Origin of the sequence: Magnetovibrio sp. PR-2 (genome assembly GCF_036689815.1) — a bacterium.
Taxonomy (GTDB): Bacteria; Pseudomonadota; Alphaproteobacteria; order Rhodospirillales; family Magnetovibrionaceae; genus Magnetovibrio.
The window spans coordinates 1-25,112 of record NZ_JBAHUR010000006.1 but is presented as its reverse complement, the minus strand read 5'-3'; the positions used below and the strand labels follow the sequence as shown (position 1 = coordinate 25,112).

The 25,112-nt window shown below is 56.0% G+C and carries 23 protein-coding genes; 14 read left to right on the top strand and 9 right to left on the bottom strand.

From position 1 onward, the window contains the following. The first annotated feature begins 94 nt into the window (after window positions 1–94). Genes queA through queF form a run of 3 tightly spaced genes read left to right on the top strand, consistent with a single transcriptional unit; the run spans window position 95 to window position 2,750 of the window. Complete coding sequence (gene queA, locus V5T82_RS08620; protein ID WP_332895217.1) at window positions 95–1,138, top strand: tRNA preQ1(34) S-adenosylmethionine ribosyltransferase-isomerase QueA; 1,044 nt, start codon at window positions 95–97, stop codon at window positions 1,136–1,138. Further along, window positions 1,135–2,262, top strand: coding sequence for a tRNA guanosine(34) transglycosylase Tgt (gene tgt / locus V5T82_RS08615; RefSeq protein WP_332895216.1), 1,128 nt, complete (start codon window positions 1,135–1,137; stop codon window positions 2,260–2,262). The genes queA and tgt overlap by 4 nt, the downstream gene beginning before the upstream one ends. Before the next feature lie 35 nt (window positions 2,263–2,297). Next, entirely contained in the window at window positions 2,298–2,750 is a 453-nt protein-coding gene (gene queF, locus V5T82_RS08610) for a preQ(1) synthase (protein ID WP_442917521.1), read from the top strand. A 5-nt stretch (window positions 2,751–2,755) separates the two neighbouring features. Here the strand turns inward: queF and V5T82_RS08605 are convergent, their stop codons facing one another. Further along, window positions 2,756–3,880 (bottom strand): methyl-accepting chemotaxis protein, encoded by a 1,125-nt coding sequence (locus V5T82_RS08605; RefSeq protein ID WP_332895215.1) that lies wholly within the window; start codon window positions 3,878–3,880, stop codon window positions 2,756–2,758. A 235-nt stretch (window positions 3,881–4,115) separates the two neighbouring features. On the opposite strand from V5T82_RS08605, the gene V5T82_RS08600 reads away from it, so the two are divergent. Further along, window positions 4,116–4,814, top strand: coding sequence for a glutathione S-transferase family protein (locus tag V5T82_RS08600; protein WP_332895214.1), 699 nt, complete (start codon window positions 4,116–4,118; stop codon window positions 4,812–4,814). Window positions 4,815–4,820: 6 nt separating this feature from the next. On the opposite strand, the gene V5T82_RS08595 is transcribed toward V5T82_RS08600, so the two are convergent. Next, on the bottom strand, window positions 4,821–5,327 hold the full coding sequence (locus V5T82_RS08595; protein WP_332895213.1) for a preQ0 transporter: 507 nt from the start codon (window positions 5,325–5,327) through the stop codon (window positions 4,821–4,823). 87 nt (window positions 5,328–5,414) lie between these two features. Beyond that, the gene (gene queC, locus V5T82_RS08590; protein ID WP_332895212.1) at window positions 5,415–6,230 is read right to left on the bottom strand and encodes a 7-cyano-7-deazaguanine synthase QueC; all 816 of its coding nucleotides are present in this window, start codon (window positions 6,228–6,230) and stop codon (window positions 5,415–5,417) included. On the opposite strand from queC, the gene queG reads away from it, so the two are divergent. From queG to V5T82_RS08570, 4 genes are read left to right on the top strand one after another with little or no spacing between them, the layout of a single operon-like run. Further along, entirely contained in the window at window positions 6,181–7,128 is a 948-nt protein-coding gene (gene queG / locus V5T82_RS08585; protein WP_332895211.1) for a tRNA epoxyqueuosine(34) reductase QueG, read from the top strand. The two genes, queC and queG, sit on opposite strands and share 50 nt — an antisense overlap. Window positions 7,129–7,160: 32 nt before the next feature. Next, a complete protein-coding gene (locus tag V5T82_RS08580) occupies window positions 7,161–7,949 on the top strand; it encodes a formylglycine-generating enzyme family protein (RefSeq protein ID WP_332895210.1) in 789 nt (262 codons plus the stop codon). Between the two features lie 17 nt (window positions 7,950–7,966). Further along, window positions 7,967–8,809 (top strand): mechanosensitive ion channel family protein, encoded by an 843-nt coding sequence (locus V5T82_RS08575; protein ID WP_332895209.1) that lies wholly within the window; start codon window positions 7,967–7,969, stop codon window positions 8,807–8,809. Between the two features lie 21 nt (window positions 8,810–8,830). Next, window positions 8,831–9,580, top strand: a complete 750-nt coding sequence (locus V5T82_RS08570) for a nuclear transport factor 2 family protein (protein WP_332895208.1) — start codon at window positions 8,831–8,833, stop codon at window positions 9,578–9,580. A gap of 57 nt (window positions 9,581–9,637) precedes the next feature. On the opposite strand, the gene V5T82_RS08565 is transcribed toward V5T82_RS08570, so the two are convergent. After that, a complete protein-coding gene (locus V5T82_RS08565) occupies window positions 9,638–10,171 on the bottom strand; it encodes a PAS domain-containing protein (RefSeq protein ID WP_332895207.1) in 534 nt (177 codons plus the stop codon). Window positions 10,172–10,539: 368 nt separating this feature from the next. Here V5T82_RS08565 and V5T82_RS08560 point away from each other — a divergent pair, with 368 nt between their 5' ends. From V5T82_RS08560 to V5T82_RS08550, 3 genes are all read left to right on the top strand, one after another. Beyond that, window positions 10,540–11,433, top strand: coding sequence for a LysR family transcriptional regulator (locus V5T82_RS08560; protein ID WP_332895206.1), 894 nt, complete (start codon window positions 10,540–10,542; stop codon window positions 11,431–11,433). A gap of 78 nt (window positions 11,434–11,511) precedes the next feature. Next, window positions 11,512–12,219: a c-type cytochrome gene (locus V5T82_RS08555; RefSeq protein WP_332895205.1), complete on the top strand. Its 708-nt coding sequence runs from the start codon at window positions 11,512–11,514 to the stop codon at window positions 12,217–12,219. Between the two features lie 69 nt (window positions 12,220–12,288). Continuing rightward, entirely contained in the window at window positions 12,289–12,864 is a 576-nt protein-coding gene (locus tag V5T82_RS08550) for a NapC/NirT family cytochrome c (RefSeq protein WP_332895204.1), read from the top strand. Between the two features lie 19 nt (window positions 12,865–12,883). Here V5T82_RS08550 and V5T82_RS08545 read toward each other — a convergent pair whose 3' ends face one another. The 5 genes from V5T82_RS08545 to V5T82_RS08525 all read right to left on the bottom strand — a co-directional run bounded on the left by V5T82_RS08545 (window position 12,884) and on the right by V5T82_RS08525 (window position 19,717). Then, window positions 12,884–14,047: a GGDEF domain-containing protein gene (locus tag V5T82_RS08545; RefSeq protein WP_332895203.1), complete on the bottom strand. Its 1,164-nt coding sequence runs from the start codon at window positions 14,045–14,047 to the stop codon at window positions 12,884–12,886. Window positions 14,048–14,164: 117 nt separating this feature from the next. After that, on the bottom strand, window positions 14,165–16,210 hold the full coding sequence (gene rpoD, locus V5T82_RS08540) for an RNA polymerase sigma factor RpoD (RefSeq protein ID WP_332895202.1): 2,046 nt from the start codon (window positions 16,208–16,210) through the stop codon (window positions 14,165–14,167). A gap of 126 nt (window positions 16,211–16,336) precedes the next feature. After that, window positions 16,337–18,187 carry a DNA primase gene (dnaG, locus tag V5T82_RS08535; RefSeq protein ID WP_332895201.1) on the bottom strand — a complete coding sequence of 617 codons (1,851 nt, stop codon included), beginning with the start codon at window positions 18,185–18,187 and terminating at the stop codon, window positions 16,337–16,339. Window positions 18,188–18,317: 130 nt separating this feature from the next. Beyond that, the gene (locus V5T82_RS08530) at window positions 18,318–19,109 is read right to left on the bottom strand and encodes an Hpt domain-containing protein (RefSeq protein WP_332895200.1); all 792 of its coding nucleotides are present in this window, start codon (window positions 19,107–19,109) and stop codon (window positions 18,318–18,320) included. Window positions 19,110–19,255: 146 nt separating this feature from the next. Then, window positions 19,256–19,717, bottom strand: coding sequence for a GatB/YqeY domain-containing protein (locus V5T82_RS08525; protein ID WP_332895199.1), 462 nt, complete (start codon window positions 19,715–19,717; stop codon window positions 19,256–19,258). Window positions 19,718–20,004: 287 nt separating this feature from the next. Between V5T82_RS08525 and carA the strand changes: the two genes are divergently transcribed. The 3 genes from carA to greA all read left to right on the top strand — a co-directional run bounded on the left by carA (window position 20,005) and on the right by greA (window position 25,070). Continuing rightward, the gene (carA, locus tag V5T82_RS08520; RefSeq protein WP_332895198.1) at window positions 20,005–21,252 is read left to right on the top strand and encodes a glutamine-hydrolyzing carbamoyl-phosphate synthase small subunit; all 1,248 of its coding nucleotides are present in this window, start codon (window positions 20,005–20,007) and stop codon (window positions 21,250–21,252) included. Further along, the gene (gene carB, locus V5T82_RS08515; protein WP_332895197.1) at window positions 21,252–24,503 is read left to right on the top strand and encodes a carbamoyl-phosphate synthase large subunit; all 3,252 of its coding nucleotides are present in this window, start codon (window positions 21,252–21,254) and stop codon (window positions 24,501–24,503) included. The genes carA and carB overlap by 1 nt, the downstream gene beginning before the upstream one ends. Window positions 24,504–24,596: 93 nt before the next feature. Next, window positions 24,597–25,070, top strand: a complete 474-nt coding sequence (gene greA, locus V5T82_RS08510) for a transcription elongation factor GreA (protein WP_332895196.1) — start codon at window positions 24,597–24,599, stop codon at window positions 25,068–25,070. Window positions 25,071–25,112: the final 42 nt, after the last annotated feature.

The window sequence follows — 25,112 nt, the reverse complement described above, 5'->3', positions numbered from 1 at the left end:
CATACAAGGGGTTTGCCAAATCGGTGTTATTTTCCTACCCTCCGCCCCGTTTTGATGCCAAAACGCTTGAAATCCAAGGAAAAGGAGCCCGCCCGTGAAGGTCGACGCGTTCGATTTTGACCTACCGCCTGAGCGCATTGCGCAGCACCCCGTCCAGCCCAAGGACCGGGCGAAAATGCTGGTGGTCGAAGACGACGTCATGCGCGACGACACGGTGGCGAACTTGGCGGATTTCTTGGAGCCGGGCGACATCGTCGTGTTTAACGACACCCGCGTCATCCCGGCACGCATGAACGGCAGGCGCGGAGAAGCCGGCATTGAAGTCACCCTACACAAACGCGAAAGCTTAGACACATGGTGGGCCTTCGCCCGCCCGGCCAAGAAGCTCAAGCCCGAAGACATCATCGATTTCGGCCAAGGGCTAGAGGCCCGCGTCGCCGACAAAATCGATGGCGGCGAGGTTCAGCTGGTCTTCAACCAAACCGGCGATCAGCTGATGGCGGCCCTGGAAACGGTCGGCTATATGCCGCTTCCGCCCTACATCAAACGCCCCAAAGGCGGTGAAGCGGATGATTTAGACGACTACCAAACCTTGTTCGCCAAAGAACCGGGCGCGGTCGCCGCCCCCACGGCGGGTTTGCACTTCACGGACAATATGATGAACAAGCTGAAAGAGCGCGGCGTGCTCACGGCCAACGTCACCTTGCATGTGGGCGCAGGCACGTTTTTGCCGGTCAAAGTCGAAGACACCGAAGATCACAAAATGCACAGCGAATATGGCGAGGTCAGCCCAGCCACCGCCGACGCGGTCAATCAGGCGCGCCAAAACGGCGGGCAGGTGGTCGCCATCGGCACCACGTCTTTGCGCGTGTTGGAAAGTGCGGCGGACGACGACGGCCAACTGCACCCTTTCAGCGACGAGACCGATATCTTCATCACGCCCGGCTATCGCTTTAAAATCGTTGATAAGCTGATGACCAATTTTCACTTGCCCAAATCGACCTTGTTCATGCTGGTGGCCGCCGTCGCGGGCATGAAACGCATGAAATGGGCCTACCGCCACGCCATCCGTTATCGCTATCGCTTTTACAGCTACGGCGATGCCTGCCTGCTAAGCGTTGGGGAGGACATGGCATGACCGCGTTCGGCTTCACTCTATCTGCCACAGATGGCAACGCGCGCTTGGGCAAAGTCTCAACCGCCCACGGCGACATCAACACACCGGCCTTCATGCCCGTTGGTACAGCAGCGACCGTCAAGGCCATGCGGCCCGAAAGCGTTAAGGAGACGGGTGCGGAAATCATTCTCGGCAACACCTACCACTTGATGCTGCGCCCTGGCGCCGAGCGCATCGCAAAACTGGGCGGGCTGCACGAATTCATGAATTGGGATTTGCCGATTTTGACTGACAGCGGCGGCTATCAGGTGATGAGCTTGACGGATTTGCGTAAGCTCACGGAAGACGGCGTGACGTTCCGCAGCCATATCGACGGCAGCTATCACACGCTGACGCCCGAACGTTCCATCGAAATCCAACACCTGTTGGACGCCGACATCACCATGTGCTTCGACGAGTGCCCACCGTTCCCGTGCGAAAAAGACGAAGTCGCGCGCGCCACCGAACTCAGCATGCGCTGGGCACAGCGGTCCAAAGACGCCTTTGTCGAACACCCGGGCTATGGCCTGTTCGGCATTTGCCAAGGCGGTGTGCACGAAGATTTACGCGAACAGTCTGCGAAGGCACTCATTGACATCGGGTTCGATGGTTACGCCGTGGGTGGGCTCGCCGTCGGTGAAGGGCGCGAGCGCATGTTCGCATCCTTAGACGTCACCACGCCACACTTGCCCACCGACAAACCGCGCTACTTGATGGGTGTCGGCAAGCCCGAAGACATCGTCGGCGCGGTGGCGCGCGGCATTGATATGTTCGACTGTGTTTTGCCGACCCGCTCGGGCCGCACCGCCCAGGCCTGGACCCCGCGGGGGCCTATCAACATCCGCAACGCACGCCACAAAGAAGACACCCGCCCCTTAGATGAAAGCTGCACGTGTCCCGCATGCCAAAACCACAGCCGCGCGTATTTGCATCACTTGAACAAAGCGGACGAGATTTTGGGCGCCATGCTTTTGACTTGGCACAACTTGCACTATTATCAGCAATTGATGCAGGGCGTTCGCGCGGCCATCGCCGAAGGCCGCTTTGCAGACTTCCAAGCCGAGTTCCAAGCGACACGCGAACTGGGCGACATTGATCCGATCTAAAGGCACGAAACATGAGTGACATGACTGGTAAAGGAATGGGCGAAAGCCTCACCCAACTGGGCACCCAAGTCGAAGCCCCCACTTCGCCGCAAGACGCGGTGTTGGAAACCGTACCCAATCCGCAAGCGGGTACGGACTACGTGGCGCGCTTTACGGCACCGGAATTCACGTCGCTCTGCCCCGTCACGGGCCAGCCGGACTTTGCCCACTTGGTGATCGACTACGTGCCGGATGAGCGTTTGGTGGAAAGCAAATCGTTTAAGCTTTATCTCACCAGCTTTCGCAATCACGGCTCGTTCCACGAAGACTGCACCATCTCCATCGCCAAAAAGATCGTCGACGCAGCCAAACCGAAGTGGCTGCGCATCGGCGGCTACTGGTATCCGCGCGGCGGCATCCCCATCGATGTATTCTGGCAAACGGGCGAAGCGCCGAACGGTGTCTGGGTGCCGGACCAAGGTGTGCCGACGTATCGCGGGCGGGGCTAAATCTGTTAAGCCGTCATCTCCGCCAAACCCAACGCCATGTCGTTTAAGTTCTGCACGATAGTGTTGATTTCTTGGGTGGCGTTGGCGGTTTCTTTGGCGAGCTCTTTGACTTCACCCGCAATCACCGCAAAGCCCTTACCGCGTTCGCCTGCCGCGTTGGCTTCGATGGTGGCGTTGAGGGCCAACAAGTTGGTTTCCGACGCGATTTCACTGATGGAGCGCGAAATGTCGCCCGCCGTTTCAATCTCTTGCACCAAGGCGATGATCTGATCGCCGATGGCGGTGCTGCCGGTGCTGTCTTTGATGGTGGCGATCAGCTCATTGATCAGGCCCGACATGCGTTTGACGGCTTCGTAAACCCCATCCGTCGCTTTGCTGGAACGTGCCGCCAAATCTTTCACATCGTTGGCCACCACGGCAAAACCTGCACCCGCTTTGCCGGTCCGCGCCGCTTCGATGCGCGCGTTCAAGGCCAGTAAGTTGGTTTGTTTGGCAACGCCGGAAATTTGGTTGGCAACATCGGTAATCAGGCCGACTTCGGTGGTGAGCTTATTGGCTTGTTCACCGATGGCTTCGTTGTTGGAGGGATCGTCTTCGATAGACCCACTGTCCATTGATGCCGAGACAACAGAGGTATGGGCAACAGAAGTATGGGCGGCCAAGGCAGCCGCGTAATCTTCTTCAGATTCCGCCACGGCAAATGACGACGTTGTACCTGCAGGCTCACGGCTCATGGCGGCTTCACGCATGATGCCGGACAGCATCATCCAGCACGCTTGCCACGCATCGCTGGTTTCCAACGACATTGAGCCCATAACAGACGTCAAGGCGTTCATCAGCGCGGTTCGAAACTGGGTGTAGTGATGATCCTTCACACCGTTGTCGTCCAGACGCTCGCCCAAACGCGCAACCTGATCGGCGATGGTGTCCGGCACGTGAAGCTGTTCGACCAACGGCCAAACGCTTTGCGACAGCGCAGCCGCCAACGTGTCTTCTTTGCCGCCAATCAAGGCCGCAATTTCCGCATCAGAGCTTTTTAATTCGGCCAAAACGGCATCAATCAGCGAACCATCGCCGCCGGGCAGTTCAGTAAATGTTTTTTGGACGATCTCAGCCTGATCAGGAGTCACGACATTTTCCTTTATATAATAAGGGACTATGCGCTCAAATGAACGCACAGGATAAGTTTTTCGTTTTTCCCGGTCCCCCTAAACAATAACCTACGATGCACACTTTTTCACAGTCAATCAATGTTGTTTTTTGTTGGGTTTCAATAAGATCATCAAAATGTCTCGAAACATTGTTTTTCTGGACGATAGATCCGTTTTAGACGAACAATAACTCCCAGCACAAAGGAGAGATAAAATGGCCAAACCCGAGCTGATCATCGGCAACAAAAACTATTCATCGTGGTCTTTGCGTCCCTGGTTGGCACTAAAGGTCGGCGCCATCGCATTCGATGAAACGTTGGTGCGTTTGTTCGAAAACGATTGGGACCACCACAAATCCAAATTGCCCAGCGGCACCGTCCCGGTCTTGAAGCACGACAATATCGTGATCTGGGAAACCATGGCGATTTTGGAATACGCTGCCGAAACGTGGCCGGACGCCAAACTGTGGCCCGAAGACAAACACGCCCGGGCGGCTGCACGCGCCGTTTCCAATGAAATGCATGCAGGATTTCCCCAAGTGCGCTCCCACATGCCCATGAATATTCGCGCAAGCTATCCCGGTCGCGGGCGCGGTGAAGGCAAGGATGCGGATCTGATCAACCGCGACATCCGCCGCATCGAAGAAATCTGGACCGACATGCGCGATCAGTTTGGACGAGACGGAGATTTCTTGTTCGGCAGCTTCACCATCGCGGACGCCATGTTTGCGCCCATCGTCAGCCGCTTTACGACCTATGGCGTGACGCTCAACGGCATGTGTTCGCGCTACATGGACGCCGTCCAGGCCCTTCCGGCCATGGTTGAATGGTCCGACGCGGCGCGTGCGGAACCGTGGACCATCAAAGAAGACGAAATCGACTTTGTGGAAGGTGTCTGGAAAGACGAAGACTAGGCTGATTTACGCCGCCAGTGTGCCTTGCTGTTCACGGCGGCGCATCAGCCACCACACGGCAATCGCACCCAACAGTTTGGATGCCGACATCAACGCGATGCCGATGGGCGTGGCAAAACCCAAACCGATCAAGAACACGGCGCTGTCTACCGGCGCGCTGATCACGGACGAATAGATCACCCGTTCCGACAGGGGCCGCTTGGTCCAGGTATAAACCGCCCAGTCCGCCAGCTCGCTCACCATAAAGGCGATGGCCGACCACATGGCCACGTAGGGGTCTGCCATGACGTAGCTGAGCCCCACACCAACGGCCATGGCGAACAAGACCCGGTGCCCGATTTCGCGCTGGGCGAAATCGCGGACGATGAACACAAAACCCACCACCAAGGACATGGGCGGCCAGAGCTCTCCGCCAAACAATTCGATGGGGGGGACGACGCTGAAGCCGTAGTTCACGGCGACGATCAGCAAAATGTAGAGCGCGGTGAAGCGCAGTTTCATAAACATGTTCATCAGAGCGGGACCTTATTGATCTTCTGCTTTGTTTCCTGGGTATGTGGGGGGTGATTTAGCCCGTCAAGCCGCTCGGCGCAAGGAAAATCAAGGGCTCTGGTAGATCACAGGATCTTGAAGACCGGCCTCAGAAAAGCCTTTGAGACGTAATTGACACGCATCGCAATGCCCACACGCATGCCCCTGCAGGTCGGGATCATAACAGCTGATGGTCTGGGCATAATCCACGCCAAGGCTTTGACCCAATTGTATGATTTCCGCTTTGGTGAGCTTGAGCAACGGCGTGTGAATGCTCACCGGAACCGTACCTTCCACCCCGCCCTTGGTCGCCAAATTGGCCATGGTTTGAAAGGCGTCGATGTATTCGGGGCGGCAATCGGGATAGCCGGAATAATCCAGCGCATTCACACCGATGAAGATGTCACCCGTGCCCAGCGTTTCCGCCCAGCCCAGCGCGCAGGACAAAAACACCGTGTTGCGCGCGGGCACGTAGGTGACGGGAATATCTCCGCTCATCTCGGCTTCGTTTCGGTCTTTCGGGACCTCAATATCCGACGTCAGCGCCGAACCGCCAAACTGGGACAAGTCCAAATCCAAGATCACATGCTGGGCCACGCCTGCAGACGTGGCGATGGCTTGGGCGCGATCCAGCTCAAAACTGTGGCGTTGGCCGTAGCGAAAGCTGAGCGCATGGACTTCGTAACCTGCGTCTTGGGCATAAGCCACCACGGTGGTGGAATCCAACCCACCGCTTAACAACACCACGCATTTTTTGCTCTCAGAACTGGACACGTGCTTCTCCACTTGCTCTATAGAGAGAGGATTTAGCCTTGTTTTAAGAGAGATACAAGAGATGAGCCGAGATGAGCTCAAAGAACGCGTGCGCCAAAAGGCCTTAGACATCGGTTTCGATGCCTGCGGTTTTGCGCCTGCACGCTTGGACGCTGAGCACAGCAAAAACCTCAAAGCCTTTGTCGACCAAGGCCGTCACGCAAGCATGTCTTGGATGGAAACCCGCCAAGAGCAGCGCGCCAGCCCCGACGGTTTGTGGCCGGATGCCAAGTCCGTCATTGTGCTGGGGCTCAATTACGGCCCCCTGTACGACCCCACGGCCATTTTTGACAAAAAAGACCGCGGCGCCATCAGCGTCTATGCCCAAGGCAAGGACTACCACGATGTGGTGAAAAAGCGCTTAAAACAGCTGGGCCGCTGGCTGGTGGAGGAACAAGGCTGCGAAATCAAAGTCTTTGTCGACACCGCACCCGTCATGGAAAAGCCATTGGCACAACTCGCCGGGATCGGTTGGCAAGGCAAACACACCAATGTGGTTAGCCGCGACTTTGGCTCGTGGCTGTTTTTGGGTGAAGTCTTTACGTCCCTGGAGATCGCGCCCGACACGCCGGAGGTCGACCACTGCGGCACCTGCACCGCATGTCTGGACGCGTGCCCCACGGGGGCTATCACACCCTATGAAATGGATGCCAATAAGTGCATCAGCTATCTGACCATTGAGCATCAGGGCGATATCGCACCGGACTTGGCCCAGCGCATGGGCAATCACATTTACGGTTGCGACGACTGTTTGACGGCATGCCCCTGGACCAAGTACAGCCATCCCCATTCCGAGCCCCACTTCATGCCCCGCGCCGAAACCCTAGCCCCGCGTCTGAGCGATTTGTTAAAGCTCAACGACGACGCGTTTCGCCAAGTCTTTTCCGGCAGCCCCATCAAACGCACAGGGGTTGAATCCCTGCAGCGCAATGCCCAAATCGCCTTAACCAATTCGACTATGGACGAATAAAGCGAAGCGGCTTTAAACTCTTGGATATGCACTTGAAATTTCCCGCGCTGATCATTGTACTCGCTACGCTTACGCTGGCGACCACGGCGTGTGCCCAATCGGCGTCCACGTTTAAGGACTGCGACACCTGTCCCGAGCTCGCCACCATTCCGGCGGGCAATTTCGTCATGGGCACGGACAGTCGCCACAAATACGAAAAGCCGCCCCACCCCGTCACCATTCCCAAGTCGTTCGCCATGGGGGTTTATGAGGTCAGCTTTGACGAATGGCAGGTGTGTTTCGATGCGGGCTTTTGCGGCGAAGACATGCCCGACGACCACAAATGGGGCGAAGGGGCGCGGCCCATCATCAACATCACTTGGTGGGATGCGAAGAGGTATTTGGCCTGGCTATCCGACACCACAGGACAATTGTACCGCCTGCCGACCGAGGCCGAATGGGAATACGCGGCCCGCGCGGGCACGGACACCGAATACTGGTGGGGCGACGAGATCGGCCAAAAAACCGCCAACTGTCGAAACTGCGACATCAAAGTCAGTCATGAATCGCTCCCCGTTGACAGCTTCAAACCCAATCCTTGGGGTCTGTACAACGTGCACGGCAACGTTTGGGAATGGACCGAGGATTGTTGGAACAAGACCTACGACGGCGCGCCCCAAGACGGGTCCGCGTGGTTGGACGGCGATTGCCGCCAACGCGTCATGCGCAGCGGGTCTTGGTATTATTTCTCAAAAAATTTACGCTCGAGCTGGCGCGCCAAAAACCACGCAAAAGTCAAAAGCTACGGCATCGGTTTCCGTGTCGTTCGTGAATTGCCTTAAAGATTAAGGAACTCCCTATGGAAGATCAAACTCAAGAAATTTCTCAAAACGTTCAAGAAATCATCGATCAAGTGGTCGCCGTCGTGACCACCTATGGTCTCGATGTCTTAGGCGCCATCGCCATTTTAATTTTCGGTTGGATGGCTGCCGGCTGGGGCAAATCGGCCACAGCCAAAGCCTTGAACAAAGTCAAATCCATCGACGACATGCTGACGGGCTTTTTCTCGTCCATGGTGCGTTATGCCATCTTGGCCTTCACCGTGGTGGCTGTGTTGGGACGCTTTGGCGTTGAGACCACCAGCTTCGTCGCCGTCATCGGTGCCGCCGGCTTGGCCATTGGCTTGGCGCTGCAAGGCACCTTGTCCAACGTCGCTGCCGGTGTGATGCTGTTGATGTTTCGTCCCTACAAAGTCGGCGACTTTATTGAGGGCGGCGGGCTCACGGGCACGGTGAAGAACGCAGGCCTGTTCACCACCGAGATGGCCACAGGTGACAACATCCACATCATCGTGCCGAACTCCCAGCTTTGGGGCTCTGCCATTCACAACTATTCCCACCACGCGAAACGCCGCGTCGATTTGGTCATCGGCATTGGCTATGACGACGATATCGACAAAGCCATGGAGGTGATCAGCGCCATCGCAGCTGCCGATGATCGCATCCACAAGGACCCCGAAACCTTCGTCGAAGTGGGCAACTTAGGTGACAACGCCGTGGAATTGATCGTGCGTGTGTGGGCCGACACGTCGAACTATTGGCCGGTGAAGTTCGGGCTGACCAAGACCATCAAGCAGACGTTCGATAAAGAAGGCATTTCCTTCCCCTACCCGCAACGCGACGTGCACATTCATCAGGCCTAGCCTTAGGGATACATACGAAACATGGCGATGGCGAATAAGGACCGGATTGCGGCTTTGCTCAAAAGCATTGAAACCGGCGACCCCGGTCCTGTCGCCGTCGTCAATGAAGCCCAATATATTCAGCACAATCCGCAAACCCACGAAGGCAGTGAAGGCTTAGCCGCCTTGTTTCAGCGGCTGTCCAAAACATCGCCGCGTGTGAACATCGTTCGTGCCTTTGAGGATGGCGCGTATGTCTTCGCCCACACCGAATACGATTTCGCAAAGCGCAATATCGGCTTTGAGGTCTTTCGCTTTGAAAACGGACAAGCCGTCGAACATTGGGACAATATCCAAGCCCGTCTAGGCCCAAATGCGTCCGGGCACACCATGGTTGACGGCCCCGTAGCGGCCCAACAGCCAGAACACACCGAACCCAACCGCACCTTGGTGAGGACGTTTGTTGAAACCGTGCTGATCGCCAAACAGTTTGCTCAGCTGAGCACTTGGGTGAACGCGGATGCTTTTGTGGAGCACAGCCCCCAACTCTGCGACGACATCTCAGCATTGCCGAAGGCCTTTGAAGGGGCGGATCTCCACTACCGCCAACTTCACCGGGTTCTGGCGGAAGGCAACTTTGTCCTCAGCGTTTGTGAAGGGTATATGGGCGAGACACACACATCATTTTACGATTTGTTTCGCATCGAAGACCAAATGATCGTCGAACATTGGGATACGACGGAAACGGTCGCCCTGCCCGAAGACTGGAAAAACGACAACGGAAAATTTTGACGCATCCCAATAGATTTCGTGATCCACAACGCGACGTGCATATACATCAGGCTTAGATCAAAACCGCTTTCCACATTGGACATAGATGAGGTCGCGGTCCTCGTCGTCCAGGTCATAGTCGAACTGACCGACGGCAAGGACGTGTTGCTTGGCAAAGTCTTTACCGTCCAGGCACACCATGATGCCTTCGAACATGACATGGTCGATGTCTTTATCCGCATAACCTAAGTTGCCAACCAAACGCAACGGCTTGTCGGCTTCCAAAGCCCGATGGTGTAGGGCCAGCGTGTTTTGAGCACCTTGTTGGCCGTAGGTTTCTGTGACCCGCTTGCCGGAGCAATTGACCTTGTACACAAATTCAAAATCCCCGCCCCAATAGCGGCATTTTAAATCCTTGCCATCGTCAACCACGTCGCGGATGCAGATGGACGGCGCGATTTTGTAGAGATCCATCAGATCGATATCCGACAGGGAAGGGCGCACACGCTCGCCTCGTTTTTCGACGATGTAATCGTACAAACGGCGGGTGTTGGAGGCTTTAAACTGATCGGATTCGACGACGGCGACGTGTTCCGTCACGGGGGAAGACATATGTGTGGCACCACTGGTTCAACAGGTGGCATATACTGCCCGAAACTTTTTAATCATTCCACTATACAAATGTACGACATGGCTTAAGTGTCTCTTTTGCAACAGAAGTTCCCTCAGGTTGCAAAGCCGCTCTCAATTTTCGAAACAGACTCAGAGCCGCTTTCGCGCGCTCGTCGCGGCCCTGCTTCATCATTTGATCCAAAGTCTGGTGCGTCCCAGTTCGGGGGTTATAGGCTGTTTGAGACGTGAACGTTTGTTGTGCCATGGTTTGATCCTTTGTCCGCAAGCGGCGATAGGAGAACAATGGCACTTTGCTAAAGTTAAACAATCAGCCTTGATTGCAAAATATTATTTGCTAAATTAAAATAATGTCGTTCGATCCCACAACGTTGGAACTGTTTGTGCGCATTGCGGCCCTGGGCGCGTTTGCCAAGGCAGGGCGTGAGTTCGGTCTATCCCCCACCGCCGCCACCCAACGGATCAAAGGGTTGGAAAGCGAGCTCGGCGTTCAGGTGTTCAACCGCACCACCCGCGCGGTGTCTCTCACCCCAGACGGCGAAACCTTTTTGGGCCATGCCGAACGTATTCTCACCGACATCGAAGATGCGCGCTCTGACCTTGCCGGCGGTGTGCAAAACATTAAAGGTGAGCTGCGCGTTACCGGGCCCGCGTCTTTTGGACGCTTGTACATCACCCCTGCCATCGCCGAGTTTTTGGAAACCTACCCCGACGTTCGCGTACGACTGGATTTGAACGACAACGTCGTGGACATTGTTGAGCAAGGCTACGATGTGGCCTTGCGCATCGGTGCCTTGGCGTCCTCGACCCTTGTTGCCAGCAAAATTTCGGACAACCCGCGTGTGTTGGTGGCCGCGCCGTCTTATCTGGAAAAAAGGGGTACACCCACACAGCCACAAGACTTGACGGTGCACAATTGCATCGTCCTGCGTGACACCCGGTCGTGGCAATTGCGCGACCCCGCAGGTGACATCCACGACGTGCGCATTGGCGGCACCTTTGTCACCAACCACGGTGACGCCATCACCGAAGCGGCCGTGGCAGGCGTCGGAATTGGTCTCAAAACTCTACGCGATGTGCGCCAGCATTTGGCGGATGGGGATTTGGAGGAGGTGCTGCGCGATTTCGTGATCGAGCCCGAATGGAACCTTTGGGCCGTGCGCCCCCCCAGCGAAGTGGTGCCGGCCCGCGTGCGCGTCTTCATCGACTTTTTGGAACAGAAATTCAAAGTGCTTGAAGCCTGAACCCATCCGCACATTTGCCAGACTTTTTCCCTTATACGTGCTAAATTGCGCACATAAATTTTAAAGGGGAGGACTATCATGAAATATTTTATCACCATGGCCGCTGTTGCGGCTGTGGCTTGCGTCAGTGTTTTTTCAACATCTGTGCAAGCGGAAGACCAATCGTCCATCGCACGCGGTGGATTGCTCTATGACAAATGGTACGCCGTCATCGACGCACCAAAACCTCCAGAAACGCACAAGGCCTGGCCATCCTCCAACACCAAGAAAAAGGGTGCGACGACGTGGCGGTGCAAATCCTGCCACGGTTGGGATTTACGCGGTAAAGACGGCGCATATGCCAGCGGGTCTTACAAGACCGGTATCCCCGGCGTGCGCGGCCTTGAAGGTGCTTCGCTGGACAAAATCGTCGCCATTATTAAAGACGACACCCACGGCATGGGCGGCATGATGTCTGACGCGGACTACCACGACTTAGCCATGTTCATTTCCAAAGGCCAAGTGGACATGACCAAAGTCATCAACGCCGATAAATCCGTGAACGGTGATGCGGCCAAAGGTGCGGCGTACTACAACACCATCTGTGCCGGTTGCCACGGCTTAGACGGCAAACTGCCCAAAGAACTGCCCAAACCCATGGGCAAAATTGCCTCTGGCAATCCTTGGGAAACGCTTGCCAAAATCATGAACGGACAGCCGAAAGAATCGATGCCCGCCCTGCGCGCGCTTCCGCTTCAAGTGTCCGTCGACATTTTGGCCTACACCGTCACACTGCCCCAAGAATAAACGGGCAATACCGACCGACGCGCACCCCAGCGAAAGCTAGGGTGCGCCGTTGGCGTTGGGGGATAGACCATGTTCAAAGAACTTTGGAAAAGCTTTTGGGCCCCGTCCAGGCGTTTCGCGGTGGGCCTGATTTTCATCTGCGGTGCGGGAGCCGGGATCGTGTTTTGGGGTGGTTTTAACACCTTCATGGAATACACCAACACCATGGAATTTTGTGTGTCGTGCCATGAAATGGAACAAACCGTTTATCCCGAATACAAAAAATCCGTGCACTACAACAACCCGTCCGGCGTGCGCGCGACGTGCGCCGATTGCCATGTGCCAAAAGAATGGACCGCCAAGTTGTGGCGCAAGATCAAAGCCAGCAACGAGCTGTATCACAAGCTTGTCGGCACCATCGACACCAAAGAAAAGTTTGAAGCGCAGCGTCTGATCATGGCTGAGCGGGTGTGGGCTCAAATGAAAGCCAACGATTCCCGCGAGTGCCGCAATTGCCACAGCTATCACGCCATGGACTTTCCCAAGCAGCGCCGCCGGTCGCGCGAAAAGATGGAGCCCGCCATGCAAAAAGGACAGACGTGCATTGAATGTCACAAAGGCATCGCGCACAAACGCCCCGTGTCTGAAGACGACGATGACGATTAACAAACCGCCTTTTTAGGCCCTAATAATCCGTCGAGATGCCGTCCCAGACCACCTGATTGCGGCCGCGTTCTTTTGCCAAATACAGTCGTTCATCGGCAATGCGCATGCAGTCGTCCACGTTGTCTTGCATATTGGGGATCTTGGATGCAACCCCGATGGACGCGGTCATCACATCGCTGACGCCGCTGCCTTGATGCGCCATTTGAAGCTCTTCGATGCCTGCGCGCAAAATCTCGCCAAACACCTGCGGCTTTGTGGCTTCTACACCCGTGGTGAGGATGCAAAACTCTTCTCCGCCCATGCGAAAGGCGTAATCGCCCGGACGGCGGCACAGCTCGCTGAGCTTGAGGCCCACACGCTCCAGGGCCAAATCGCCTTCCATGTGACCGTAGATATCGTTGAAGCTTTTGAAGTTATCCAGATCGATCATGAAATAAGTGAGCTGATGCTTTTCCCGACGTGCGCGGCGCAATTCGTCATGAAACACCGTTTCAAAATGACGGCGGTTATACAGCCCCGTCAGCTGATCGGTGATGGACATTTGCTCCAGGCGTTTGTTGGCTTCCATCAGCTCTTTTTCCGCCTTGGCGCGCGCGCGGCGTTCGCGCATCAAATCCAAGGTGCGCGAAGACAGGCCGTCATACATGTTCAAGATGGTCTCGATGAGCACCCGCATGGAGCCACTCATCCTTTTATCCGCCGCCAACTTGGCTTCGTCCAAAGTCGCGCCGTTTTGAATGTTTTCCACCACAAATGCCAAGCGCTTGTCATCGTCAATGATGTGAAAGGCCAGCCAACGGATCAAGAACTTCACAATGGTTTCGACCTTGTCGCGCAAGGGAACGCCCGTGTCTTGCTCTTTGATTTCCAAAACTTTGGGCAAAAACGCCGCGTGGCTCATTTGATGAGATGTAAGCCAAGAATCGTCAATGAAATGTTCCGCCCAAATGGCTTCTTCTTCATCAAAATGCTTATTGGCATACGCCGCCAATTCAGCAAATGCATCATTGATTTCAATGGTTTCGTCAACCACCAAAGACATGGCCAGCTTGTTGAGCATGGACACCAGAACCTTGTGCTGCTCATCGATCGTCTCATGCCCGGTTTCGAAGTTTTGATTCCAAGGAAAGACTTCGAAATTGTCGAGTTCCGAAGGGGCGATTGCGGTGATGATGTTGTCCAAGGTTTGCGTCCCAATTGCCAAACGTTCTCAGCATCATACAGGAAACCTGGGAAATGTATAATGGTCAGACAAAAAGCCCCCGGTTTGATCCGAGGGCTTTTTGATCAGGTGGTGCTCTTAGTAATCCAAGAAACTGCGCAATTTGCGCGAACGGCTCGGGTGTTTGAGTTTGCGCAAAGCTTTTGCTTCGATCTGACGGATACGTTCGCGGGTCACAGAGAACTGTTGACCAACCTCTTCCAAGGTGTGGTCGGTGTTCATGCCGATACCAAAGCGCATGCGCAGCACGCGTTCTTCGCGCGGCGTCAATGAAGCCAACACACGGGTCGTGGTTTCGCGCAGGTTGCCGTTAATGGCGGCGTCCAGCGGCTGAACCGCATTTTTGTCTTCGATGAAGTCGCCCAGGTGCGAATCTTCCTCATCACCAATCGGCGTTTCCAAAGAAATCGGCTCTTTGGCGATCTTCAGAACTTTACGGACTTTTTCAAGCGGCATGCTCAAGCGCACAGCCAGCTCTTCCGGCGTTGGTTCGCGGCCGATTTCGTGCAGCATCTGACGGGACGTACGCACCAGCTTGTTGATGGTTTCGATCATGTGCACCGGAATACGGATAGTGCGTGCCTGATCCGCAATAGAGCGCGTGATGGCTTGGCGGATCCACCACGTGGCATAAGTGGAGAACTTATAACCACGGCGGTATTCAAACTTATCGACGGCCTTCATCAAACCGATGTTGCCTTCTTGGATCAAGTCCAGGAACTGCAGGCCACGGTTGGTGTACTTTTTGGCAATGGAAATCACGAGACGCAGGTTGGCCTCGATCATTTCTTTTTTCGCTTTGGCCGCTTCGCGTTCACCTTTTTGCACGGTGGACACGATGCGTTTGAACTCCACAATCGGCAGGCCGGCTTCGGCGGCCAGATCGGAGATGGAGTTGCGGATTTTGGTAATGTCGTCTTCGTACTTGGTGGTGAAGCGTTCCCACCCTTTGCCGGGCAGCTTTTTGACTGTGTCGAGCCACTTCGGATCAAGTTCATAGCCTTGGTAGTGTTCGATGAAGTCTTCGCGTTTCACACGGGACTTGGTCGCCATGCGCAACAATTTGCCTTCCAAGCTCATCATAGAGCGGTTGAGCTCATAAAGCTGGTCAACCAATTGTTCGATGCGCGCATTGTTCAGGTGCACCGTGTCCATCAGCTCGATCAGCTCCTTGCGTAGCTTCTCATAACGCTTTTCTTGAGACGGCTTGAACTCGTCGCCGCCCTGCATGGCGTCCAGGCGTTTAACCTGCAAGCGGTGCATCTTTTTGTAGGTCTTGGCGATTTCTTCAAAGGTTTCGACCACGACCGGGGTCAGCTTGGCTTCCATCGCCGCCAAGGACAGGTTGTTTTCGGCATCGTCATCGTCGTCGTCATCGTCGGTGCGTTCACCTTCGGTCTTTTCGCCCTCTTCGCCGTCTTCTGATTTTTCTTCCGGCTTTTCTTCGGTCTTTTCTTCTGCAGCGGGGGCTTCAGCTTGGGCTTCACCGCCTTCGGTGTTTTCGCTGTTTTCGTTATTTTCGCCGTCTTCCGCGTTGGCACCGTTCGGGCCACCGCCATAGGTGGCGTCCAAATCGATGATGTCGCGCAGCAAAATCTGTTCGGCGATCAAGGCGTCGTGCCATGCCACGATGGCGCGGATGGTCAGCGGGCTTTCGCAGATGCCGCCGATCATCATCTCACGGCCGGCCTCAATGCGTTTGGCGATGGCGATTTCACCTTCGCGCGACAGCAGTTCGACCGAGCCCATTTCGCGCAGGTACATGCGCACCGGATCGTCCGTGCGGCCCACGTCACTTTCCGACACGTTGCCGGCCGCGGCTTTTTCTTCTTCACCGCCTTTGGCTTCGGCCTCACCTTCGGCGGGGGCCTCGGCGTCGCTTTCTTCGCCTTCGATGACGTTGATGCCCATTTCGGACAGCTGGCTCATGGTGTCTTCGATCTGTTCCGAAGACACTTGGTCCGGCGGCAAGGCTGCGTTCAATTCGTCATAAGTGACGAAGCCGCGCTCTTTGCCGAGCTTGACCATTTTTTTGACGTTGGCGCCAAGAGAGTCCAAAAGGGGGCTGTCTTGAGATTCACCTTCTGCAGGCTGTGCTTTTTGGGTGGTGGTTTTCGATGCCATGTGACGCGTTGTTTCTTTCCCTTACGTAACTTCCAGGTCCCCCCAAAAGTCCGTATTTATTTCAAACAAATGCGCTGGATGATCCCCAAAGGAATTTACCAACACGGATAGCCCCAATTTGCGGGGCTATTTGGCGATCAGTTCTGCGGCCGACTGTTCTTGCATTTTCAGGGCTCGGAAACGTTCAAAGTTTTCCGGCGTCATGTTTGCGGCAAGTTGCCGCTGGGCATCTTCAAGTTCGGCCTGCAGGTCACGCCTGCAATAAAGTTCGTAGGTCTCAATCCAGCCTTCTAACGCGCTTAACGTCTCCTCATCGGGGCGGGCGAAGTAAGCGTGTTCGTAAACCCTTGGGCTCAAAAGCGAGTCCAATTCGGACGAAAAACCACTTTCCCTGAGGTGGCGTTGGAAGGTATCCCTGTCAAGACCTTGTTCCCCGGAAAGTGTCTTTAGAGCTTCTTGTCGAAGGTTGTCAAGCGTAAGCGTTGTAAAAGCTAGATTTCCGAGCTTTTCTCCGACGTCCTCAAACACGTCCGGATGGTTCAAAATGGTCGCGAGCAGAACCTGTTCGCGGGTCCGGGTCAACTGGACTTGCGCCGATTTCACCGCACGTTGCTTGGCGTCGCCTTCAAACACAGGCGGTTTTTGCGGCTTGAACAGACGTTTAAAGCCGCCCTTCCAGCCATCAGAGCCCTTGGAATTCTGCCGATTTTCACGTCCCAGCTGCCACACCCGGTCTTTGAAGCTGGATTGGAAGTGGCTGCGCACGGTGACGTCTTCGATGCGCCGTACATGATCGTCCAGACGCTTTTGCAGCGCCGCGCGATCTTCCGGCGACGCAGTTCCACCCGCTTGAAGTTCCAAATCCCACAAAACTTGGCTCAAGGGCTTGGCTTGGTCTAAAATCTCTTCGAACGCCGTCTTGCCTTTGGCCTGAACCAGGCTATCGGGGTCCTCGCCATCCGGCAAAGTTGCAAATTTCAAGCCCACGCCCGCCTTAATCAGCGGCAAAGCCCGCTCTGCGGCCCGAGACGCCGCGCGTTGGCCCGCATTATCGCCGTCAAAACAAAGAACCGGTTCGGGCGTAATTTTCCACAGCTCCATAATCTGGTCTTCGGTCAAGGCCGTGCCCAAGGGCGCCACCGCGCCTTCGAAGCCCGCTTGGGACAGCGCGATGACGTCCATGTAGCCTTCGGTCACCACCAAGGGCTGGCCCGCCCGCGCCGCCACCTGAGCCGTATCCATGGCGTACAGCAGCCGTCCTTTGTGAAACAGATCGGTTTCGGGGCTGTTCAAATATTTGGCCGCCTTGGCGTCCGCATCCAAAATCCGCCCGCCGAACGCCACCACGCGCCCACGCCGGTCCAAGATGGGAAACATCACCCGCCCGCGAAAGCGGTCATAGGTCGAGCCGTCGTCGCGTTTGATGATCAGACCCGCCGCAATCAGCTCGGCTTCTTTGATGCCGTGAGCCCCCAAAGCCTGCTTGATACCGTCGCGTTTATCGGGGGCGTAACCTAAGCGGAATTTCTGCAGGGTTTGTTCTGTCAGCCCACGGGCCACCAGATAGTCGAGCCCTTGTTGGCCCTGGGGACCCTGCAACATGGCCTGGAAATACTGACACGCCAAATCGGCCACGTCGTACAGCGTCTTTTTGCGCTCGGCGCGTTCGCGTTCTTGGGGGCTGTCTTGAGGCACCTGCATGCCCACTTCGCCTGCCAGCTTTTCAACGGCTTCGCGAAAGCTCAGCCCTTCGGTTTCCATCACAAAGTCAAATGCTGAGCCATGCGCCCCACAGCCGAAACAGTGGTAGAAGCCCTTGTCTTCGTTGACCGTGAACGAGGGCGTTTTTTCTTTGTGAAAGGGGCACAGGCCCGAATGCTCGCGGCCTTTTTTGGTCAGGCGCGTGCGACGGCCAACGATATCGGCCAAGCCGATCCGCTCCCTCAAATCATCTAAAAAACGCGATGAAATGGCCATGAACCCATATGCCCCTAATCAAACGGTGCGCAAACGCGCAGCGCATCTTAACTCCACACGCTTTATATAGGGAGCGATCTGTTATTCACATGATTTGGACTGACTTTTCCACAAAGTTATCCACAAGCCCTTACGAAGCCTTCACCTTGCCGAACACACCCCAGTCGATAAGCATTTCCGTTAAGGTGTTGGCGTAATCGCGGGTTTTGGGCAGGATCGAAACATTGTCCGGCACGTGATGCAGATGATCGTCGCCCATTTCATAGGTGGTAAACAACACAAAGTGCGCTTGGCTGAGCTTGTCGATGCTGGCGAACACGCGGGCCAGCTCCAATCCGGTAAAGGGCGAGGTCTCATAGTCTGAAATCACAATGTCCGGCACCACGTCCATGGCGTAGGACAACGCATCCAACGTGTTGATGGAACGGCGCACGTGGAAGCCACACGACAGCATTTCCGCCGCAATGGTCCGGCGCACGATGCCTTCGGGCATGACCAACAGCACATGGACGTCATGATGGACTTGGCCTGAAAATTCTTCGGGTTTACCGGACGGCAGCGTGCGCAGCATGGCTTCGGGGTCGGGCAAGTTGTCTTCGCTGCCAGCCATAAGGATGTCGCGCATGGTGTCTAGGAATATACGAATGTCGCGGACCGCGCCCAACTGCACGCCCCCGACATTTTTCAAATAGTCTTCGCACAAATGCGCGATGCGCCCCACCAAAGGAAAGCCGAAGGTCGAGCCCTGACCCTTAATGTTGTGAATAGAGCGCTGCACGCCGAACAGCTCTTCACTGTCGATGTTTCGCCCGGATTCAAACCAATCTAAGCAGGTTTCGATCTCGTCGATTTGATCGCGGGCGGTTTCGATGAACTCCTGGCGCAAGCGCGCAAGGATGGATTCGACATCTTTGTCTGGCATAGACGCGTTCCGTCGCTTTTTCGCTAAATTAAGTTTTGTCGGGAGGTCCCTCCACACCCTTTAATCTTACCCCAGTTGGGCAACTTTTCAAAGGAGAGGAGTGGAAAATTAGTTGGTTTTTCAGCCGCCGCTGAGGCTATTTTTTTTCAGCCACCGCTGAGCCGGGCTTTGACCACGCCGCTGGCTTTGCCAAAGTCCATGCAACCGGCGTGGCGTTCTTTCAACGCAGCCATAACACGGCCCATGTCTTTCATGGCGTTGGCGTCGAGTTCGTCAATGACCTTGTCAATGGCCGCCGCAGCCGCATCGTCGTCCATTTGTTCCGGCAAGAAGCGTTCGATGACATCGATTTCTTTGGCTTCACGCTCGGCCAGTTCCGGGCGTCCGCCTTTTTCGTACATTTCAATGCTGTCGCGGCGCTGCTTGATCATGGATTGCAGCATGGACAAAATTTCATCGTCGGAAATGCCGTCGTTGTTGCCATTGGAACGCGCGGCAATGTCACGGTCTTTCAAAGCCGCCTGAATCAAACGCACCGACGCTAGGCCGATTTCGTCTTTTTCCTTCATGGCGGTTTTCATGGATTGAGTAAGTTGATCGCGAAGCATGTTTTCCCTCTTTCGCTTGAATCATCACCCCCCAATTGGGACGATTCCGCGGAAAGGCGAGAGATTAGCCCAATTTGCCCAGAAAGGCAAATTCTGAAAAGTTTCTAACATATTGATTTTAAATGATATTTTTATGAAACTGAGTCTTGACGAGCGGCGACATTTACCTTAAACACACCCAAATCGCCGCTTTGGGGAGCGACGCGCGGAGCTGTGCGCGCGACGCCCCACCGAAACGGCTCGAAATCTCCAGAGTTTGAGGCTCTCCAGCCTAGAGGATGTCTGCCATGGCCGACCCCAATTCGAACGCCCCCGCTTCTCAGCAGGGGACGATTCTTTCTGCGCCCAAAGGTCCAAGTCTTGATCATCTCAACTCCACCCGCCCTCAAGGTTGTAACGCCGCACTGGTCCTCGAAGACGGTGCGGTTTTTTGGGGCTTTGGCGCCGGTGCCACCGGCGTCGCCATGGGTGAGGTCTGCTTCAACACCGGATTGACGGGGTATCAAGAGACCATGTCCGACCCGTCCTACGCGGGTCAAATCATTACGTTCACATTCCCGCACATCGGCAACGTCGGCACCAACTTCGAAGACGTGGAAACCGACAAGCCCGCCGTGCGCGGTTGCATCCTGCGCGCCGACATTACCGAGCCCGCAAACTTCCGCGCCGCGTCTCACTTGGACGAATGGTTGAAGGCGAACGAGCTGGTGGCCATCTCCGGCTTGGACACCCGCCGCCTGACCCGCCGCATCCGCGACGGTGGCGCGCCCAACGGCGTGGTTATTCACTTGCCTTTGAACGAAGTGGACGAAAGCGGCATCGACACCGATGCCCTGGTGACCATGGCGTCTAACTGGCCTTCCTTGAAGGGCACGGACCTCGCCAAAGAAGTCACCTGCGAAGAAAAATATGAATGGCATGAAACCGAATGGGCCTTGGACGGCGGCTTTGGCATGCAACAAGACCCGACGCATCATGTCGTCGCAGTGGACTTTGGGGCCAAGAAAAACATCCTGCGCTGCCTGGCCAACACGGGGTGTCGTGTGACGGTGGTTCCGGCCTCCACGACCGCAGCTGAAATTTTAGAGATGAACCCCGACGGTGTGTTCCTGTCCAACGGCCCGGGCGACCCGGCGGCCACGGGCGAATACGCGGTGCCCATGATCCAAAAGATTATGGAAAGCGGCAAGCCGCTGTTCGGCATCTGCTTGGGCCACCAAATGCTGTCGATTGCTTTGGGCGCGTCCACGGAAAAAATGCACATGGGCCACCGCGGTGCCAACCACCCGGTGAAGGACCTGGAAACGGGCCACGTGGAAATCACGTCCCAAAACCACGGCTTCTGCGTCGTGCGCGACACCCTGCCCGACGGCGTGGTGGAAACCCACACGTCTCTGTTTGACGGCTCGCTCGAAGGCATCAAGGTCGAAGGCAAGCCGATCTTCTCCGTCCAGCACCACCCGGAGGCCTCTCCGGGTCCGCAAGATTCCCATTACCTGTTTGAGCGCTTTGTCGCACTGATGGAGGCGAAGTAATGCCCAAACGTACAGACATCAAAAGCATTCTCATCGTCGGCGCTGGCCCGATTGTTATCGGTCAGGCGTGTGAGTTCGACTATTCCGGGGCTCAAGCGTGCAAAGCGCTGCGCGAAGAAGGTTACCGGGTCATTCTGGTGAACTCCAACCCGGCGACGATCATGACCGACCCCAACATGGCGGACGCGACGTATGTCGAACCGATCACGCCGGAGTTTTTGGAAAAGGTCATCATCAAAGAAAAGCCCGACGCCATCCTGCCGACCATGGGTGGACAGACCGCGCTGAACGCCGCCATGTCGCTGAGCGAAAACGGGGCGCTGGAACGCCACAACGTCGAGCTGATCGGGGCCAACGAAGAAAGCATTTCCAAAGCCGAAGATCGCCAGCTGTTCCGCGACGCCATGGACAAGATCGGACTGAGCACACCACGCTCGGCGGTTGTGAAATCGCTGGAAGAAGCGCGCAAGGAAATGGAGCGCATCGGCCTGCCCATCATCATCCGCCCAAGCTTCACGATGGGTGGTATTGGGGGCGGCATCGCTTATAACTCTCAGGAATTCGATGAGATCGTGTCCGGCGGCCTCGCTGCAAGCCCGGTGCACGAAGTTCTGATCGAACAATCGGTGTTGGGCTGGAAAGAATATGAGATGGAGGTCGTGCGCGACAAAGCCGACAACTGCATCATCATTTGTTCCATCGAAAACGTCGATCCCATGGGCGTTCATACCGGGGACAGCATAACCGTCGCCCCGGCCCTGACGCTGACCGACAAAGAATACCAAATCATGCGCAACGCCAGCTTGGCCGTTTTGCGTGAAATCGGTGTGGACACCGGCGGGTCCAACGTGCAGTTTGCCGTAAACCCCGAAGACGGCGCGCTGATTGTTATTGAGATGAACCCGCGCGTATCACGTTCCTCTGCTTTGGCGTCGAAAGCCACAGGCTTCCCCATCGCCAAAATCGCGGCGAAGTTGGCGGTTGGCTATACGCTGGACGAGCTGCGCAACGACATCACCGGCGGCATCACGCCCGCGTCGTTCGAGCCCACCATCGATTATGTCGTCACCAAAATCCCGCGCTTCACGTTTGAAAAATTCCCCGGTGCCGATCCGTACCTGACCACAGCCATGAAGTCCGTGGGCGAGGCTATGTCCATCGGCCGCACCTTCCAAGAGTCTCTGCAAAAAGGCCTACGCTCTATGGAGACGGGGCTGACAGGCTTGAACGAAGTCGACATCGAAGGTGCGCCGGACATGGACAGCATCGTCAAGGCGCTGTCATCCCCCACACCCGACCGCTTGCTGGTTATCGCCCAAGCCTTCCGTCATGGTATGTCGGTGGAGCGTGTGCAGGCCGCGTGTAAGTACGAACCGTGGTTCCTACGCCAGATCGAAGGCATCGTGAAGGCGGAAGAAAGTCTCCGCGAAAACGGTATGCCGGGTAACGCGGTGGATTTGCTGCGCTTGAAAAAAATGGGTTTCTCGGACGAACGTTTGTCCGAAGTATCGGGCAAAGACCTGGGCAAAGTCACATCGTCGCGCATCACCTTGGGCGTGCGCCCGGTCTACAAACGGGTGGACACGTGTGCGGCTGAATTCCCGTCGAAAACACCATACATGTACAGCTGTTACGAAGGCGACGGAATTAACCCGCCGGAATGTGAAGCCGAGGTTACGGATCGCAAAAAAGTCGTCATCCTGGGCGGCGGTCCCAACCGCATCGGCCAAGGGATCGAGTTCGATTACTGCTGCGTGCACGCCGCCTACGCCATGAAAGACGTGGGCAATGAAGCCATCATGGTGAACTGCAACCCCGAAACCGTGTCTACCGATTACGACACCTCGGACCGTTTGTATTTCGAACCACTGACGGGTGAGACGGTGATCGAACTGATCCGCCGCGAACAAACGGCGGGCGAAGTTCTGGGCGTCATCGTTCAGTTCGGCGGGCAAACGCCGCTGAAGCTGGCCGCCGCACTCGAAGACGCCAACATTCCCATCCTGGGCACTTCGCCCGACGCCATCGACTTGGCCGAAGATCGCGAACGCTTCCAGGTGTTGCTGCAAGAGCTCGACCTCAAACAACCCGCCAACGGCATCGCGCGTTCCATTGAGGAAAGCGAAAAGGTTGCCGAGGACATCGGCTACCCGCTGGTGGTTCGCCCCAGCTACGTTCTGGGGGGGCGCGCCATGGAGATTGTGCACGACCACGCCAACCTGATGCGCTACATGACCACCGCCGTGCAAGTGTCCGGCGACAGCCCGGTCTTGCTCGACAGCTACCTGCAAGGTGCGGTCGAAGTGGACGTGGACGCTTTGGCCGACGGCACGGGCGACGTCTACATCGCGGGCATCATGCAACACATCGAAGAAGCGGGCATTCACTCCGGCGACAGTGCGTGTTCTCTGCCGCCGTACTCCCTGTCTGACGAAATCATCGCCGACATCCGCGCGCAAACCAAGAAGCTTGCCGTGGCGCTCAACGTCATCGGCTTGATGAACATCCAGTTCGCAGTGCAAGGCACGACGGTGTATCTGTTGGAAGTCAATCCGCGTGCATCGCGCACGGTTCCGTTTGTGGCCAAAGCCACGGGCTTGCCCATTGCGAAAATCGCCGCCCGCGTCATGGCCGGTGAAAAACTCGCCAGCTTCGATCTGGGCGACACACCGAAACTAAACCACGTCGCGGTTAAAGAAGCCGTGTTCCCGTTTGCGCGCTTCCCCGGCGTCGACATCATCTTGGGCCCCGAAATGAAGTCTACGGGCGAAGTTATGGGGCTGGACGACACCTTCGAAAAAGCCTTCGCCAAATCCCAGCTGGGTGCCAGCGTCAAGCTGCCCACCTCCGGCACGGCGTTTATTTCCGTGAAAGACGCGGACAAATCCGCCATGTTGGAGGTTGCCCGCAACTTGACCGAACAGGGCTTCAAGCTCATCGCCACAGGCGGCACCGAACGCTTCTTGAAAGAGCACAACGTGGAGGTGACCAAGGTCAACAAAGTCTTGGAAGGACGTCCGCACTGCGAAGACGCAATTTTGAACGGCGAAGTCCAGCTGGTGGTCAACACCACTGAGGGTGCGGAAGCCGTGGCGGACAGCTTCTCCATTCGTCGCTCGGCGCTCACCCAGAACGTTCCCCACTACACCACGGTGGCGGGCGCGCAAGCGGCGGCGGGTGCGATTAAGGCGCTTAAAACCGGAGCACTTGAAGTTCAGCCGCTACAGGCTTATCCTTACCGCTCGTTGTAAGACGAAACGGGATACCGCAACGGCCCCGCCCTTTGACAAGCGGGGCCGTTGTTTTTTTGACTTTTTGATCAATCACATAGAAGAAGATCCATCATGGATAAGATCCCCATGACCGCACCCGGTCTGAAACAATTGGAAGACGAACTGCGCATTTTGAAGGACGACGAACGCCCCGCCGTGATCGTCGCCATCGCCACCGCACGCGAACACGGCGATTTGAAAGAAAACGCCGAATACCACGCCGCGCGCGAAAAGCAGAGCTTCATCGAAGGCCGCATCAAAGAAGTCGAGGCCATCATCAGCCACGCCGATGTCATCGACCCGACCACGTTGTCGGGCGACGTGGTGCGCTTTGGCGCGACGGTGTTGTTGGTGGACGAAGAAACCGACGAAGAAAAGACCTACCAGATCGTCGGCGAACACGAAGCCAGCCTGGAAAAAGGCTCGATCTCCATCACATCCCCCATGGCCCGCTTCTTGGTCGGCAAAAGCTTGGGCGACAGCATCGAAGTGAAAGCGCCGGGTGGGTCGAAGTACTTTGAGATTTTGAAAGTGGATTACGTGTAGGCGTTTTCCTTAGACGAATTGCAAAAGGCCGCAGGTTTTCCT

What these genes read in the sequence shown, in the direction of transcription:
- V5T82_RS08525 (WP_332895199.1), bottom strand. Translation starts at nt 19,717, where the DNA reads ATGCTTCGCGATCAACTTACTCAATCCATGAAAACCGCCATGAAGGAA.
- queF (WP_442917521.1), top strand. Translation starts at nt 2,298, where the DNA reads ATGGGCGAAAGCCTCACCCAACTGGGCACCCAAGTCGAAGCCCCCACT.
- queC (WP_332895212.1), bottom strand. Translation starts at nt 6,230, where the DNA reads ATGTCTAAGGCCTTTTGGCGCACGCGTTCTTTGAGCTCATCTCGGCTC.
- V5T82_RS08550 (WP_332895204.1), top strand. Translation starts at nt 12,289, where the DNA reads ATGTTCAAAGAACTTTGGAAAAGCTTTTGGGCCCCGTCCAGGCGTTTC.
- dnaG (WP_332895201.1), bottom strand. Translation starts at nt 18,187, where the DNA reads ATGGCCATTTCATCGCGTTTTTTAGATGATTTGAGGGAGCGGATCGGC.
- V5T82_RS08560 (WP_332895206.1), top strand. Translation starts at nt 10,540, where the DNA reads ATGTCGTTCGATCCCACAACGTTGGAACTGTTTGTGCGCATTGCGGCC.
- V5T82_RS08565 (WP_332895207.1), bottom strand. Translation starts at nt 10,171, where the DNA reads ATGTCTTCCCCCGTGACGGAACACGTCGCCGTCGTCGAATCCGATCAG.
- V5T82_RS08600 (WP_332895214.1), top strand. Translation starts at nt 4,116, where the DNA reads ATGGCCAAACCCGAGCTGATCATCGGCAACAAAAACTATTCATCGTGG.
- V5T82_RS08570 (WP_332895208.1), top strand. Translation starts at nt 8,831, where the DNA reads ATGGCGATGGCGAATAAGGACCGGATTGCGGCTTTGCTCAAAAGCATT.
- carB (WP_332895197.1), top strand. Translation starts at nt 21,252, where the DNA reads ATGCCCAAACGTACAGACATCAAAAGCATTCTCATCGTCGGCGCTGGC.
- tgt (WP_332895216.1), top strand. Translation starts at nt 1,135, where the DNA reads ATGACCGCGTTCGGCTTCACTCTATCTGCCACAGATGGCAACGCGCGC.
- carA (WP_332895198.1), top strand. Translation starts at nt 20,005, where the DNA reads ATGGCCGACCCCAATTCGAACGCCCCCGCTTCTCAGCAGGGGACGATT.
- greA (WP_332895196.1), top strand. Translation starts at nt 24,597, where the DNA reads ATGGATAAGATCCCCATGACCGCACCCGGTCTGAAACAATTGGAAGAC.
- V5T82_RS08555 (WP_332895205.1), top strand. Translation starts at nt 11,512, where the DNA reads ATGAAATATTTTATCACCATGGCCGCTGTTGCGGCTGTGGCTTGCGTC.
- V5T82_RS08530 (WP_332895200.1), bottom strand. Translation starts at nt 19,109, where the DNA reads ATGCCAGACAAAGATGTCGAATCCATCCTTGCGCGCTTGCGCCAGGAG.
- V5T82_RS08575 (WP_332895209.1), top strand. Translation starts at nt 7,967, where the DNA reads ATGGAAGATCAAACTCAAGAAATTTCTCAAAACGTTCAAGAAATCATC.
- queG (WP_332895211.1), top strand. Translation starts at nt 6,181, where the DNA reads ATGAGCCGAGATGAGCTCAAAGAACGCGTGCGCCAAAAGGCCTTAGAC.
- V5T82_RS08595 (WP_332895213.1), bottom strand. Translation starts at nt 5,327, where the DNA reads ATGAACATGTTTATGAAACTGCGCTTCACCGCGCTCTACATTTTGCTG.
- rpoD (WP_332895202.1), bottom strand. Translation starts at nt 16,210, where the DNA reads ATGGCATCGAAAACCACCACCCAAAAAGCACAGCCTGCAGAAGGTGAA.